Origin of the sequence: Pseudomonas parafulva NBRC 16636 = DSM 17004 (assembly GCF_000730645.1) — a bacterium.
Classification (GTDB): domain Bacteria; phylum Pseudomonadota; class Gammaproteobacteria; order Pseudomonadales; family Pseudomonadaceae; genus Aquipseudomonas; species Aquipseudomonas parafulva.
In genome coordinates this window covers 38,538-52,297 of sequence record NZ_BBIU01000008.1, presented here as the reverse complement: position 1 = coordinate 52,297, position 13,760 = coordinate 38,538, and the positions used below count along the sequence as shown (strand labels likewise).

11 protein-coding genes and 1 pseudogene are annotated in these 13,760 nt (G+C 66.4%); 5 read left to right on the top strand and 7 right to left on the bottom strand.

Annotation, left to right across the window (positions count from 1 at the left end; all coding sequences use genetic code 11):
• Positions 1 to 25: 25 nt before the first annotated feature.
• Positions 26 to 1,261 carry an MFS transporter gene (locus PPA02S_RS07235; RefSeq protein ID WP_042141442.1) on the top strand — a complete coding sequence of 412 codons (1,236 nt, stop codon included), beginning with the start codon at positions 26 to 28 and terminating at the stop codon, positions 1,259 to 1,261.
• Here PPA02S_RS07235 and PPA02S_RS07230 read toward each other — a convergent pair.
• Positions 1,207 to 2,142: a LysR family transcriptional regulator gene (locus PPA02S_RS07230; protein ID WP_028634371.1), complete on the bottom strand. Its 936-nt coding sequence runs from the start codon at positions 2,140 to 2,142 to the stop codon at positions 1,207 to 1,209. The genes PPA02S_RS07235 and PPA02S_RS07230 overlap by 55 nt on opposite strands.
• Before the next feature lie 186 nt (positions 2,143 to 2,328).
• Here PPA02S_RS07230 and PPA02S_RS22540 point away from each other — a divergent pair, with 186 nt between their 5' ends.
• Complete coding sequence (locus PPA02S_RS22540; RefSeq protein WP_028634370.1) at positions 2,329 to 2,880, top strand: sterol desaturase family protein; 552 nt, start codon at positions 2,329 to 2,331, stop codon at positions 2,878 to 2,880.
• On the opposite strand, the pseudogene PPA02S_RS07225 reads toward PPA02S_RS22540, so the two are convergent.
• The 5 genes and pseudogenes from PPA02S_RS07225 to fni form a co-directional block, all read right to left on the bottom strand.
• Positions 2,804 to 3,736: pseudogene (locus tag PPA02S_RS07225) on the bottom strand (phytoene/squalene synthase family protein); the annotation flags it as partial. The gene PPA02S_RS22540 and the pseudogene PPA02S_RS07225 sit on opposite strands and share 77 nt — an antisense overlap.
• Positions 3,733 to 5,223 carry a phytoene desaturase gene (locus tag PPA02S_RS07220; protein ID WP_028634369.1) on the bottom strand — a complete coding sequence of 497 codons (1,491 nt, stop codon included), beginning with the start codon at positions 5,221 to 5,223 and terminating at the stop codon, positions 3,733 to 3,735. The pseudogene PPA02S_RS07225 and the gene PPA02S_RS07220, both read right to left, overlap by 4 nt.
• Positions 5,220 to 6,386, bottom strand: a complete 1,167-nt coding sequence (gene crtY / locus PPA02S_RS07215) for a lycopene beta-cyclase CrtY (RefSeq protein WP_033728074.1) — start codon at positions 6,384 to 6,386, stop codon at positions 5,220 to 5,222. Before crtY ends, PPA02S_RS07220 begins: the two co-directional genes overlap by 4 nt.
• Positions 6,371 to 7,648 carry a glycosyltransferase gene (locus PPA02S_RS07210; protein WP_028634368.1) on the bottom strand — a complete coding sequence of 426 codons (1,278 nt, stop codon included), beginning with the start codon at positions 7,646 to 7,648 and terminating at the stop codon, positions 6,371 to 6,373. The genes crtY and PPA02S_RS07210 overlap by 16 nt, the downstream gene beginning before the upstream one ends.
• On the bottom strand, positions 7,645 to 8,691 hold the full coding sequence (fni, locus tag PPA02S_RS07205; protein ID WP_028634367.1) for a type 2 isopentenyl-diphosphate Delta-isomerase: 1,047 nt from the start codon (positions 8,689 to 8,691) through the stop codon (positions 7,645 to 7,647). The genes PPA02S_RS07210 and fni overlap by 4 nt, the downstream gene beginning before the upstream one ends.
• A gap of 185 nt (positions 8,692 to 8,876) precedes the next feature.
• Here fni and PPA02S_RS07200 point away from each other — a divergent pair, with 185 nt between their 5' ends.
• On the top strand, positions 8,877 to 9,860 hold the full coding sequence (locus tag PPA02S_RS07200) for a polyprenyl synthetase family protein (RefSeq protein WP_080667871.1): 984 nt from the start codon (positions 8,877 to 8,879) through the stop codon (positions 9,858 to 9,860).
• On the opposite strand, the gene PPA02S_RS07195 is transcribed toward PPA02S_RS07200, so the two are convergent.
• The gene (locus PPA02S_RS07195) at positions 9,828 to 11,591 is read right to left on the bottom strand and encodes an FAD-dependent oxidoreductase (protein ID WP_042141436.1); all 1,764 of its coding nucleotides are present in this window, start codon (positions 11,589 to 11,591) and stop codon (positions 9,828 to 9,830) included. The genes PPA02S_RS07200 and PPA02S_RS07195 overlap by 33 nt on opposite strands.
• A 195-nt stretch (positions 11,592 to 11,786) precedes the next feature.
• Between PPA02S_RS07195 and PPA02S_RS07190 the strand changes: the two genes are divergently transcribed.
• Positions 11,787 to 12,563, top strand: a complete 777-nt coding sequence (locus PPA02S_RS07190; protein ID WP_028634366.1) for an IclR family transcriptional regulator — start codon at positions 11,787 to 11,789, stop codon at positions 12,561 to 12,563.
• Between the two features lie 135 nt (positions 12,564 to 12,698).
• Positions 12,699 to 13,751: a Gfo/Idh/MocA family protein gene (locus PPA02S_RS07185; RefSeq protein WP_028634365.1), complete on the top strand. Its 1,053-nt coding sequence runs from the start codon at positions 12,699 to 12,701 to the stop codon at positions 13,749 to 13,751.
• The last annotated feature ends 9 nt before the right edge of the window (positions 13,752 to 13,760 follow it).

Below are 13,760 nucleotides of genomic sequence, written 5' to 3'. Positions count from 1 at the left end.
GCTTTACTGTTGTGAGTACTAACCGATGCCTGTTGCACAACCTGATCTTGCCGTTCCCCCCGGTGATCGAAACGCCGGGATCAGCATCGCCATCCTGGCCTTTTCCGCCTTTCTAATCGTGACTACCGAATTTCTGATCGTCGGCCTGTTGCCCGCGCTCAGTCGCGACCTGGGGGTGTCGATTTCGGTGGCTGGGCAATTGGTCACCCTGTTCGCGTTCACGGTCATGCTGGCGGGGCCCTTGCTGACCGCGCTGTTGGCCCACCTGGACCGCAAGCGGCTGTTTATCGGCATTCTCGTGCTGTTTGCCGCCTCCAATGCGCTGGCCGCCGTCTCGGGCAGCTTTTGGGTGCTGGCCATTGCGCGGGTGATTCCAGCCCTGGCGCTGCCGGTGTTCTGGGGCACTGCCAGCGAGACGGCTGGCCAGTTGGCCGGGCCGGGCAACGCCGGGCGGGCGGTATCGAGGGTATACCTGGGCATTTCGGCAGCCATGCTGCTGGGCATTCCACTTGGCACCCTGGCCGCGCAGGCCATGGGCTGGCGCGGCGCGTTCTGGGTGCTGGCCAGCTTGTCGCTGCTGATGGCCCTGGCCATGTGGGTGTGGATGCCGCAGGTGCCCCGTACGGCGAAGGTGGATTTTGCCCGTCAGGCGCGGATCTTCACCGAGCGCTTCTTCCTCGCCAACGTGCTGCTGTCAGTGGTGGTGTTTACCGCCATGTTCACCGGTTACACCTACCTGGCCGACCTGCTGCAGCGCGTCGCCGGCGTGCCGGCAGCCCACACCGGCTGGTGGCTGATGGGCTTCGGGGCAGTCGGGTTGCTCGGCAACTGGGCCGGTGGCCGGGCGGTGGAGCGTTCGGCGCTTATGGCCACTGCCGGTTTTCTGGCGTTGCTGGGCATGGGCATGGCAGCACTGGTGCCGCTGGCACATATGGGCGTGCTGTTTTGCCTGGCACTGGCGGTGTGGGGCGTGGCCAACACCGCGCTGTACCCCATCAGCCAGGTCCGGGTGATGGCGTCGGTAAACCACGCTCAAGCGCTGGCAGGTACCACCAACGTTTCCGCAGCCAATGCCGGTATCGGCTTGGGGGCCGTGCTGGGTGGCCTGGCCATTCCTGCCCTTGGCATCGAAAACCTGGGCTATGTGGCCGCAGCGGTGGCGTTGTTGGCGCTGTTGCTGGTGCCCTTGGTGCGGGGCCTTGCACCTCAGGCTGACGGCCCTGGCCGTGTGCCGTGTGGCGCCAGCCGCGCCAGCAGGTAGTCAAGCAACGCCCGTACCTTGGGCAGGGCTTCGCGGCTTTTCAGCCATACCAGGTTCATCGGCAGGCCGTCGGTCGCCAGCCCTGGCAGCACTTCCACCAGGTCACCCCGGTCCAGGTGCCGTTGGGTCAGCCAGGTGGGCAACTGACCGATCCCATGGCCGGCCAGCACCGCCGCGACCTCACCCTCGCCATCGCCCACCGCGATACGCGGTTGCAGCGTGCGTTGCTCCATCTCGCCCGGTTGGCGGCCCTTGAACAACCAGGGGCTGACCTGGCCGTCGGTATGCCCATAGCCGACGCAGTGATGGTGTTCCAGGTCCCGCTCATGCTGGGGTACGCCGTGCTCGGCCAGGTAGGCGGGCGCTGCGCAGAACACCAGGCGCTGCGCACCGAAATACTGGTGCCCCAGCGCTGCTGGCCAGGTGTCGGGGCCGCCGATGCGTACCACGATGTCGATGCCTTCGTAGACCGGGTCGACGAAACGGTCCGAGAACGACACATGGGGCTGCAGCAAAGGGTGCAGGCGAATGAAGTCGAGGATCAGCGGCAACACATGCAGGCGCCCGTAGGACGCCGGCAGCTCGATGCGTACCTTGCCGTGGGGCTGGTCGCCTGTTACCAGCAATGCGTGCTCCACCTCTTCGAGGTCGGCCAGTACGCAGGTGCAGGTGCGATAAAACGTCACGCCGGCTTCGCTGAGTGCCAACCGGCGAGTAGTGCGGTTGAACAACCGCGTGCCCAGGCGCGCCTCCAGCCTGGCAATGCTCTTGCTCACCGCAGAGCCGGTAAGGTTCAGCCGCTCGGCGGCTGCCGTGAAGCTGCCGAGGTCGGCCACGGTAACGAACACATCAATGCCTTTCAGGCGTTCTGAGGAATACATGAGCAACCTTGGCTAAACCCGTTCACTGCCCTGGCAGCATACGGGATCCTGTGTGAGACTGCCGATTGGCAGCATGAACACCGTTTGGGCAGCGCTGTGATGGAACACTGAGCGCCCCCTCGTACTCTTAGCTGCACTATCCACCACCGGACGCCCTCGTTGTCCGACATCGCCCGGAGCGCAAGCATGACCGTTACGCTGCTGACCTTCTTCGGCACCCTGGCAACCATGGAAGCCGTTGCCTGGCTGGCGCACAAGTACATCATGCATGGCTTCGGCTGGGGCTGGCACCGCTCGCACCATGAGCCGCGCACTGGCCTGTTCGAAAAGAACGACTTGTATGCGGTGGTGTTTGCCGTGCTGGCCATCATTCTGATCGCCCTGGGCAACGCCGGGTGGTACCCGCTGCAATGGGTAGGCGCGGGCATGACTGCCTACGGCCTGCTGTATTTCGTGGCCCACGATGGCCTGGTGCACCGGCGCTGGCCGTTCAAGGTGGTGCCGCGCCGGGGCTACCTGAAGCGGCTTTACCAGGCCCACCTGTTGCATCACGCGGTACCGGGCAAAGAGGGGTGCGTCTCGTTCGGCTTCCTGTACGCGCCGTCTATCGAGCGGCTGCGTCGGCAACTGCGTGCTCATCATGATGGGCCACTGCGTCGCAAGGGCGCTGCCACAGCTGCGCAGGCCGCCGAGGGTGGCGATGCAGCCGCCGGGTCAGGGCCTGCCACAGGCCACTGAGCAACGCGCCCACCTTTTCCAGCCGTGTGGTGGACAGGCGCCCGTCCCAGGCGTCGGTGCCTGCCCGCATCACCTTGTGGCCAATACGCCGATACACCTGGCCAGCGGTGGCAACGGCCCACGCGCAGCGCAGCGGCAGTGCTGCCAGCCCCGCCTGGGCGCTGGCGTAGTAAGGCTCGGCTTCGGCCACCAGGCGCTGGGCCATGCTCGCCACGGCGCGGCGGTGGCGGGGGTCGGCCAGTGCCTGGGCGGGTACCTGGAACTCTGCCAGCCAGGTGGCTGGCAAGTAGCAGCGGCCCACCCGGGCATCGTCGACGATATCCCGGGCGATATTGGTCAGTTGCATGGCCAGGCCCAGGTCGCAGGCCCGGTCTAGTACCTGTTGTTCATGAACCCCCATCACCCTCGCCATCATCAGGCCGACCACGCCGGCCACGTGGTAGCAGTAGCCCATTACCTCGTCCAGGGTCTGATAGCGGCAGCCCGAGACATCCTGGGCAAAGCCCTCCAGCAAGGCGAATGCCTCGTCCCGGGTGACGCCATGGCGGCGCACCACCTCCTGCAAGGCGGCGAAGGCCGGGTCATGCACCGGCCGGCCGGCGCAGGCGGCGTCGGTCTGCAATTGCAGTGTGGCCAGGCGTTCGCGGGCCTGCTGAGGCGTCAGCACCACCGCATCGTGGCCCGCCTGCTGGCCATCGATCACATCGTCGCAGTGCCGGCACCACGCGTACAGCAGTACAGCACTGCGCCGGGTTTGCGCGTCGAACAGGCGGGAGGCGGCGGCGAAGCTCTTGGAGCCCACCGCGATGCTGTGTTCGGCGTGGGCCAGCAACGCGTCATGGCTGGCCGGGGTCATGGGTGCAGGTCCTCCAGCATCAGGGCGGCGGTGGCCTTGGCCGAAGCGATCACGCCGGGTACCCCGGCACCTGGGTGAGTACCAGCGCCCACCAGGTACAGGTTGCTCACCTGGCTGTCACGGTTATGCGGGCGGAACCAGGCGCTTTGGGTCAGCAACGGCTCCAGCGAGAAGGCCGACCCTACGTGGGCGTTGAGCTCGTGGTGGAAGTCCTGCGGGGTGAAGATGCGGCAGGTGACCAGGTCGTCGCGCAGGCCGGGGATGTAGTGGTGCTCCAGGTACTGCAGGATACGGTCCCGCAAGCGTGGGCCTTCCACTTCCCAGTCGATAGGGGCATTGCCCATGTGCGGCACCGGCGCGAGCACGTAGTGGCTCGAGCAGCCCTCGGGCGCCAGGCTGGGGTCGGTGGCGCAGGGGGTATGCAGGTACAGCGAGAAGTCATCAGGCAGGGTGGAGCCGTTGAAGATATCGTCGATCAACTCACGATAGCGCGGGCCGAAGCACACGGTGTGGTGCTGCAGGTGGGGCTGGGGGCGTTTGAGGCCGAAGTGCACCACGAACAGTGAATTGCTGAAGCGCTTGCCCTTGAGCCGTTTGCCCTCTTGAGCGCCGCGGGGGTGCCCGCCCAACAGGTCGGCATAGGTGTGCACCACGTCGGCATTGGAGGCCACCGCGTCGGCCTCCCAGCGGCGCCCGTCACGGGTGCGCACGCCGGTCAGGCGGCTGCCCTGGGTTTCGAAGGCCTCCACCTGGGCGTTGAGCGCCAGCGTGCCGCCCATGTCGGTGAACAGCTTGGCCATGCCCTGTACCAGGGCGCCGGTGCCACCTTTGGGGAACCACACGCCCCAGGTACGCTCCAGGGCATGGATCAGCGTGTAGATCGATGAAGTGGCGAACGGGTTGCCGCCGACCAGCAAGGCGTGGAACGAGAACGCCTGGCGCAGCTGATCGTTCTTGATGAACTTGGCGACCATGCTGTACACGCTGCGCCACGCTTGCAGCCGCGCCAGTTGCGGGCCAGCGTGGAGCATGTCGCGAAACGACAGGAAGGGCACCGCGCCGAGCTTGATGTAGCCCTCCTGCAGAACGTCCTTGGAGTAGGCCAGAAACTGCCGGTAACCCTCTACATCCGCTGGCTCGAAAGCTTCGATCTGGCGCTCCAGTTCGGCCTGGTCGTTGCCATAGTCAAAGGCGCGGCCATCTTCCCAGCACAGGCGGTAGAACGGCGCCACCGGCAGCAATTGCACGTAGTCCTGCATGGGGCGCCCGGCCAGGGTGAACAGCGCCTCGATGGCGCTCGGGTCGGTGATCACCGTGGGGCCGGCGTCGAAGGTAAAGCCTTGGTCGTGATAGACGTAGGCGCGCCCGCCCGGCTTGTCGCGCCCCTCCAGGAGGGTGGTGCGTACGCCGGCAGCCTGCAGGCGAATGGCCAGAGCGAGGCCGCCCAGGCCTGCGCCGACAACCAAAGCGGATCGTTCGTTGCTCATGAAGGGTCCTTGAAATGGGCTGGAGAATGGCGCAAGGCGGCCTGGATGGCCTCACCGACCGGCACTGGCGGCTTGCCAGACAAAATGCGCAGGCGGTCGCGCCAGGTGTTGTGGCCCGCATAGAACCGGGCAATCAAACCTTCGGGCAGTTGGTAAAAGCGTTGCATCACACGCCAGCGCTGGTCCGGTCGCCCGGCCAGGAACAGCATGCGGTTGAGCAGTCGGTAGAAGCGCTGGTCTCGCCAGCGTTGTTCCAGGTAGCCGCCCAGCGCCTCGGTCAGCGAGGCTGCGCTGTCCAGTGGTTGGGCGGCCAGCCAGTCAGCCAGGCGTACCGCGTCCGGCAACGAGTAGCCGGTGGTGCAGTGGAACAGCCCGGCACGCAGGCCGACCGCAGGCTGGCGGTGCTGCGCCGCCCACCAGGCGGGAAAATCGTCGGCCAGGGTGATGGGCAGTACGCCTTGTTCTTCGCGCAGGCATTCGGCAACGTGCCAGCCGCGCTGTTGCAGGTAGGCGCCGATATGTTCGCGCAACTGCTCGGGGGCCGGTGCCTGGCGGTCTACGTAGTGGGTGTCTTCCACCAGCAGGGTGTCGCTGCTGAACGGCAGCACATAAACAAAGCGATAGCCTTGGCCTTGCGGCACCCGGGCATCCATCAGGATGGGGGCCTGCAAGCCGTGGGGGGCGGTCAGGCGCAGCACCTGGCCGAGAAACGCCTGCTGGCCGAGTACCCGGTGCGGGCTGGGCTGAATGCCACGCCCGTCCAGCACCACGTTGGCGTGCAGGGTTTCGCCACTGGCCAGGGTGACCTGGTCGGGGCGAGCCTCGGTTACGTGGCAGCCCGTGCGCAGTGAGGGGCCCAGGGCAGGGGTGATGACCTGGGCGAAGCGCTCGCTGGTGATGCTGGCGTAGCCACTGGCAAGGCACCGCGAAAAAGCCGGGAAGTGCACGTGGTAGGCCGGCCAGCGCTTGACCACCAGCGGTGCCAGCCAGCGCTGCTGCGGTGGCGTCAGGTCGGCATCATGGAACGACCAGGTGTGGTTGCCACCCAGCTCGGCGGCTTGCTCCAGGCACAGCAGGCGCAGTTCCGGTCGCAGTTGCTGCAGGCGCCAGGCAATCAGGCCATTGGCCAGGCCGCCGCCCAGCAGAATCAGGTCATGGCGCACAGGTTGCCCTCCCTCAGCACAGGTTTGCCGCTGCGTAATGCGGTTTCAAGGATGTCAGCGCCGCGCTGGACGCCGCCGCAGGTGGCGAGTTCGGCCTGCAGCGCGGGGTGTGTGGGGGCTGGCTGGCTGAGCAGCCGCCCCAGTGCATCGGTGATGGGGCCGACCCCGGCATGGCGCGACAGCACCTCACCGAGCCGGTGGTAGCGCACGCGCGCAGCCACGCCAGGCTGATCGAAGGCGATGGGGATGACCAGCAGCGGGGTGCCAGCCGCCACGGTATCGAGCACGGTGTTCAGGCCGCCATGGCTGACCACCACGCTGGCCTGGCGCACGGCCCAGTGTTGGGGGGCGAAATCGGTGACGAGGGTGGCGCCCAGGTGCAGCAGGCTGGCCTGTTGTGCCGGGCTCAACCCGCCGCAGTGGGCAACCAGCAGTTGAGCATCCAGGCGACGGCAGGCTTGGGCGATACGCGCGAACAGCTCGAAGCGGTGACCTTGCAGGGTGCCCAGGCTGGCGAATACCAGTGGTTTGCCGGCGTCGAACGCCCAGTCGGGGGTTGCGGTGGAAGGTGCGCCGCGCAACGGGCCCACCGCATGGAAGTGTGCGGGTAGCCCTTGCCGGTGGAAGTCCAGGCTACAGGGTGTCTGGCTCAACTGGGCCAAGGGCGACAGGCACTGGTGGGCCGCCTGGCGTGCCGGCAGGCCCAGCGCCAGGCACGCTTGCTCCAACGCATGTTGCATGGGCCGCATCAGCCAGTCATGCACGCGCTCACTGCCTTCGTAGATGCGCGGGTCAAGGCCATGGTTGAAGGGCATGACGGGCAGCGGCAGGCCGGGCTCCCGGTTGATCGGCAATGCGCAGGCCACCGAGAAGAACGGCAGCCCACAATGTTCGGCGGCCAGTGCACCTGCGGGCTCCATCTGGTCGCAGATCACCGCATCCACGTGCTGTTCACGCAGCGCCGCAGGCAGCCATTTGCACAGCATGGCGGTGGTCTGTGCCAGGTGCCGTATCAGCTGGCGCAGTTGCAGCGGCCCGGTTGGCCTGGCCACCAGCCCCATGGCGTGGTCCAGGCTACCCGGCGGGCAGTCGGCATGGCCAACCTCGACGTAACCCAGCCGTGTATCGCTGACCCAGCGCTGCGCTTCAGGCTGATGGAAAAAACTCACCCGGTGCCCACGCGCAACCAACTCGGCGCCCAGCGCCTGCATGGCCGCAAAGTGGCTGGGGTAGGGCGGTGCAACGACCGCAAAGTGGCTCATACCAGGTCCAGGCGCGGCGGCACCAGGCGTGCCCGACGCAACTGGGCAAGGTTTTGCGAGCCGGTGCAGAAGCAGGCGATGCGCAGTTGGCGGATGATCACGTCGAAGTGCGTCACCACCGCTTCGGTTGACGCCATGGCCGCTGTGAGCACCCCGGCGGCCTGGCCCACCAGGTCGGCGCCCAGGCGGATGGCCTTGGCCACATCCACCCCGTCGCGCACACCGCCCGAGGCGATCAGGCCAATACCGGGTACGGCGCGGTGCACCGCCAGCAGGCTCTGCGCCGTTGGGATACCCCACCCGCTGAACGCCATCGCCACCGCGTGATCGGCGGCATTCTGCGCGCGTTCGGCTTCCACGGCAGCCCAGCTGGTGCCGCCGGCGCCTGCCACGTCGATCATCGCGACGCCGGCATCGCTCAGCTGGCGTGCCACTGCCGGGGAGATGCCAGCCCCTACCTCCTTGATGACAACGGGCGCGGGTAGATGCCGGCACAAGTGCTCGATGTGCGCCAGTACGCCCTGCCAGTTGCGATCACCCTCGGGCTGCACGGCTTCCTGCAAAGGGTTCAGGTGGATGATCAACGCGTTGGCCTGCAAGCTGTCCACGGCGCGCCGGGCCAGGTCCAGGCCATCGAGCTCACGCAGCTGCGCGGCGCCCAGGTTGGCCAGCAGCGGTGTATCAGGTGCCAGGCGGCGCAATTCACCAGTCAGGCCTTGGTCCTGGCCGGTGCGCAGGCTGACCCGCTGGGAACCCACCCCCATGGCAACGCCGAGTGCCTGGGCCGCTTCGGCCAGGTGATGGTTGATAAAACGGGCCCGTTCCGCCCCTCCGGTCATCGAGCTGATCAGCAAGGGCGCCCGCAGGGGCATGCCGAACAGCTGGGTGCCCAGGTCTACGTCGTCCAGTGCCATTTCAGGCAGGGCGCAGTGCTCGAAACGCAGCGCCGACCACCCGGGGTCGACCCCATGGCTGGCGCTGCTGGTGGCCAGGACGATATCCAAATGATCGTCCTTGCGTTGACTCAACGGGCTTTTGTTCATGCCGGCTCCATTGCCAGGGAATCATCCTGCGGTGCGTGCGGTCTGTGTGCATGAGCCAGACAACTTGTACAACGCGACGCGCTTTGTATAGCTAAGCTGAAAATTGGCACAGCATCAGGCAACGGCGTGCATCAGTCGTTCCTTTTCTACTACGGTCAATGGGCCGCCCACATCGCGAGGCAAGGATGACGACCACAGCCCCCACGCTCAGCGCCGCCGACGCCGGCCACGATCACCAGCTGGCTGCAGCGCATGCCGCCATCGAAGCCCGGCTGGCCGCCTTGTTGCCCCCCGCCGGGCATGAACGGGACCTGGTCGCGGCGGCCATGCGTGACTGCACATTGGCACCGGGCAAACGCTTGCGGCCCATGTTGCTGCTGTTCACGGCCAAGGGCCTGGGGGCTTGCCCGCAGGCAGCGCTTGACCTGGGCTGCGCCGTGGAGATGGTGCACGCGGCCTCCCTGGTGCTGGACGACCTGCCTTGCATGGACAACGCAGCGCTGCGCCGTGGCCGGCCAACGCTGCACCTGGCCTTCGGCGAGGATGTAGCGGTACTGACGGCGATTGCATTGCTGTCGCGCGCCTTTGGCGTGGTCGCCGGGCTGCAGACGGTGGCACCGGAGGTGCGCAGCGACCTGGTGGTAACCCTCACCGCTGCCATTGGCAGCGAGGGTTTGGTCAAAGGGCAGCTACAGGATTTGCGCGATGGCGCGCGCCCGCGCACGGCGGCGGAAATCGCCGAGACCAACCAGCTCAAGACGGGCGCGTTGTTCGCTGCGCTGTTGGGCATGGCAGGCCGGCTGGCCGGTACCGGCACTGCGCAGCTGGCCTGCTTGCACCGCCTGGCCGACGCCCTGGGCCAGGCGTTTCAACTGCACGATGACCTGCACGACCGCGACCCGGCCAGCGGCAAGAGCACAGGCCTGGACCAGGGCAAGTCCACGCTGCTGGCCATGTGCGGTGAGCGTGAGGTGCGCCAACGGCTGGAGGTGCACCTGCAGACCGTAGAGCAGTGCCTGGTGAACCTGGCGCTGGCCGATTCGCCGGTCTGCACGGCCATGCGCAGGGTCTTTACGCGAAGCGCAGGGCAGGCCGGCGGCACCACGGGCGCGTGGTGCCAGAACCGGCTGGACGCCTCAGCGGGTGGCGCCTTCACCCAGCATGTCTGAACCGTTGGCCGCCGCTGGCTGTTCATACGCGGTGGCGCCGGCAATGTGCCGGCCTGCCACGTAGCCGAATGTAAGCGCAGGCCCCAGGTTGATGCCCCCTGAGGGGTACCAACCGCCAAAGATGCTGGCCATGTCCGTGCCCGCCGCGTACAACCCTTCGACCGGTTTCCCGTTGGCGTCCAACACCCTGGCATTGCCATCGGTGCGCAGGCCGGCGAAGGTGCCAAAGCAACCTGGTTTGACCTTCACGGCGTAAAACGGGCCATGTTCTATAGGGGCCACGCAGGGGTTCGCGCCGTTGTGCTGCGGGTCGCCCTGCTTGCGGTTGAACGGTGTCGAGCCGCGGCCGAAGGCCGGGTCCTGGCCATTGCGGGCATGCAGGTTGAAGGCATCCACCGTCGCGCGCAGCCCCGCAGGGTCGATCCCGCATGCCTGCGCCAGCAACTCGAGGGTGGCAGCCCGCTTCAGGTAGCCGCTGCGCACATGTGGGCCCACCGGCAGCGGTGCCGGGCGTGCATGGCCCAAGCCGTAACGGCGAATGAACCGATGGTCGCACAGGAGCCAGGAGCACACCTCCTGGTCCTCCGGTACCGCCGCCACCATCGCAGATACGTAGTCGTAGTAACCGTGCGCTTCGTTGACGAAACGCTTGCCGTTGGCGAGCACGCCGATGATGCCCGGCTTGCCTCGCTCGATGATGTGCGGAAAGTGGCCGATGCTGCCGTCGCTGTGCGGTACCTGGGAGACCGGCGCCCAGGCCACGGGAGACTTCAAGTCGGTGGTAACGATGCCGCCCGCCGACTCACCCAGGCGCAGGCCATCGCCTGAGCAGCCCTTGGGGGGCAGGGCCAGGTTGTCGTGGCCGCTACTGTCGCGGGGGAATAATTGCTGACGGCGCGCGGTGTCGTGGGGGAACCCGCCCGCGGCCAGCACCACGGCGCGGGCGCGGATGCGTTGCTCGCCATTGGGTGTGGTGACCGATGCGCCACAGACCCTGCCTTGCTCGATCAGCAGGTGCCTGGCCGGCGACGACGCCTGCAGGCGCACACCCAGGTCCTGCGCCGACTTGGCCAGGCGTGCAACCAGCGCCACCCCGTTGACCAGGTGCATGGCCCGGCCGTAGCGTGCCAGGTGATAGAGGTGGCGGCCGAAGCGTTTGCACACATGCAGCAGCGCTTTGGGCGAGCGGGTCATGTTGAGGAACGCGGCCAGGTCTGGCCCCGCCATGATGGGCATCCCCATGAACGAGGTTTCGCGCAGCGTCCTGCGCAGGCGCGGCAGCAGCGCGCCGACTTCGCGGGCGTCGTAGGGTGCAGCAATCACCTGGTGCCCCCCTTGTGCCGCGCCTGGGGTATCGCCGTGCATGTCGGGGATGCCATTACCGTCCACGAACTGCAGCGCTGTGTGCTGCTCGAAGAACGCCACCATGTGCGGGCAGGCGTGCAGGAAGGCCTCGACGCGCTCTGCGTCGTAGAACTCGCCCAATTCATGGCGTAGATACGTCAGTGGCTGGGTGAGGTCTTCTTCGATGCCGGCACGCCGCGCCAAGGGGTTGCGCGGTACCCAGGCCCAACCCCCGGACCAGGCGGTGGCCCCGCCGAACACGTCATCCTTTTCCACTAGCACTACCTTTTGCCCGTGCCAGGCAGCCGTAACGGCAGCGGCCAGGCCGGCAGCACCAGAGCCAATGACCAGTACATCGCATTCGGTTTCAACGGGCGCGGCAGACATCGCGAGATTCCTGTATTTTTATTGGAACTTGATTCCATATTCTTATGAGGGCCGGCATTGGCCGCAAGTAGCGAAGCGTCAAAGTCCGCGTTTATTGGGCGATAATCGGTCGAATCGGCCCGTTCAACACTGCACGCGCCTTTATCGACATGGAATCATCTTTCACAATTCGTTCCCTTTTTCAGGACACTCCCTATGGCCGGCAGTCAAATCGAGCGCGCATTCAGCCTTGTCGAAAGCCTTACCGGCGAGCCCCAGGGCTTGGCCCTGCAAACCCTTGCGGATCGCCTGGGTATTCCCAAAAGCGCCACTCACCGCATGCTTGCCGAGCTGGTGCGGCTGGGCTACGTGCGCCAGAACCGTGACACCAGCCGCTACCAGTTGTCGGCCAAGCTGGTGGCGCTGGGCTTCCGGTACCTGTCCAGCAGTGGTGCTGACATCGTCCAGCCAATCCTTGATCGCCTGGCCCAGGACAGTGGTGAACTGGTGCGCCTTGGGGTGATCGACGGTGCCCGCCAAGTGTGGATCGCAAAATCCCAGGGGGCGCGCTCCGGCCTGCGGTACGACCCGGACATGGGCCGTGACGCGCCGCTGTTCTATACCGCCTCCGGGCATGCCTGGCTGGCCAGCCTGGAGGACGAGCAGGCCGTGCAGATGGTGCTGCGCCAGGGCATCGCCGACCCGGAACAGTTTGGGCCGAACGCGCCGCGCTCCATGGACCAGTTGCTCGGCTACCTGCACCAGGCCAGGGAGCGGGGCTACGCCTGGGTGGAGCAGACGTCCGCAGTGGGCATGTCTGCCCTGGCGGCGGTGATTCGACGCCCCAGCGACTTGGGGGTGATCGGCGTGCTGAGCATTGCCGGGCCCAGTGCACGGCTTGCGCCAGGGCGCCTGGCCGAGCTAGCGCCACTGTTGCTGGCGGCGGCGCAGGAGCTGTCGGTGGCAAGCCCGGCCAGCGAGCTGTTTGCCTAAGGCGTTTACTGGTCGATTACCGAACAGTGTCTGATGGCAGGGATGTCGAAAACAGGAACGAAGTTCTACAGTGCTGGTTATTGAATCCGGAATCCTGTTCCAGAAAACCAACAATAATCTGCCGAGGACCTTCCTTTGAGTTCACCTCTACGTATCGCGCTGGTCGGCGCAGGCATCATGGGCCGCCAGCACTACCGGCACCTGCAGCACGTGCCGGGCGCGCAGCTGTGCGCGGTAGCAGACCCAGGCCCACAGGCCGAGGCGTTCGCTGCTGAATGCGCAGTCCCTTGGTTCGCGGACCACCGCGTGATGCTCGACAAGGTGCAGCCGCAGGCCGTGATCGTCGCCAACCCCAACAACCAGCACGTGCTGACGGCCCTGGACTGTGTGCAGGCGGGAGTGCCTGTGCTGGTGGAAAAGCCGGTGGGTGTGCACCTGGATGAAGTGCGCACCCTGGTGGAGGCTTCACGGCGCACGGGTGTGCCCGTGCTTGTCGGGCACCACCGCCGGCACAACCCGCTGATCGCTAAGGCCCATCAGGTCATTGGCGACGGCGCGCTCGGCCGGCTGATCAATGTGACGGCCATGTGGCAACTGCAAAAGCCTGACAGTTACTTCGACACTGCATGGCGACGCGAGCCGGGGGCGGGCTTTCTTCTGACCAATCTCATTCACGACCTCGACCTGCTGCGTTACCTGTGCGGTGAAGTGGTGCAGGTGCAGGCTTTCACCCGCAACGATGTGCGCGGTTTTGCCAATGAAGACAGCGCGGCCGTGCTGCTGCAGTTCGAGAACGGCGCCCTGGGCAGCCTGACCGGTTCAGACGCTGTGGCGGCGCCCTGGAGTTGGGAACTGGACTCGGGCGAAAGCCCGGTTTACCCACGTCAGCCGGATCAGCCCTGCTACCTGCTGGCGGGCACCCGGGGCTCACTGAGCATTCCGCAGCTCAAGCATTGGCATTACGCCCAGGCGGGGGCGGGGTGGCATACGCCATTGCTGCAAAGTCAGGAAAGTATCCCGGTTGGCGAAGCCTTGACCCTTCAGTTGCAGCATTTCGTGCGCGTGGCCCGTGGCGAGCAGGCCCCGTTGACTGATGCGGCCGATGGTGGGCGTACCCTGGCACTGGTCGACGCTATCCGCCGGGCAGCCGCCAGCGGCCGGGCCTGTGCTCCAGAATTGATCGCCTGACGGGCGTGT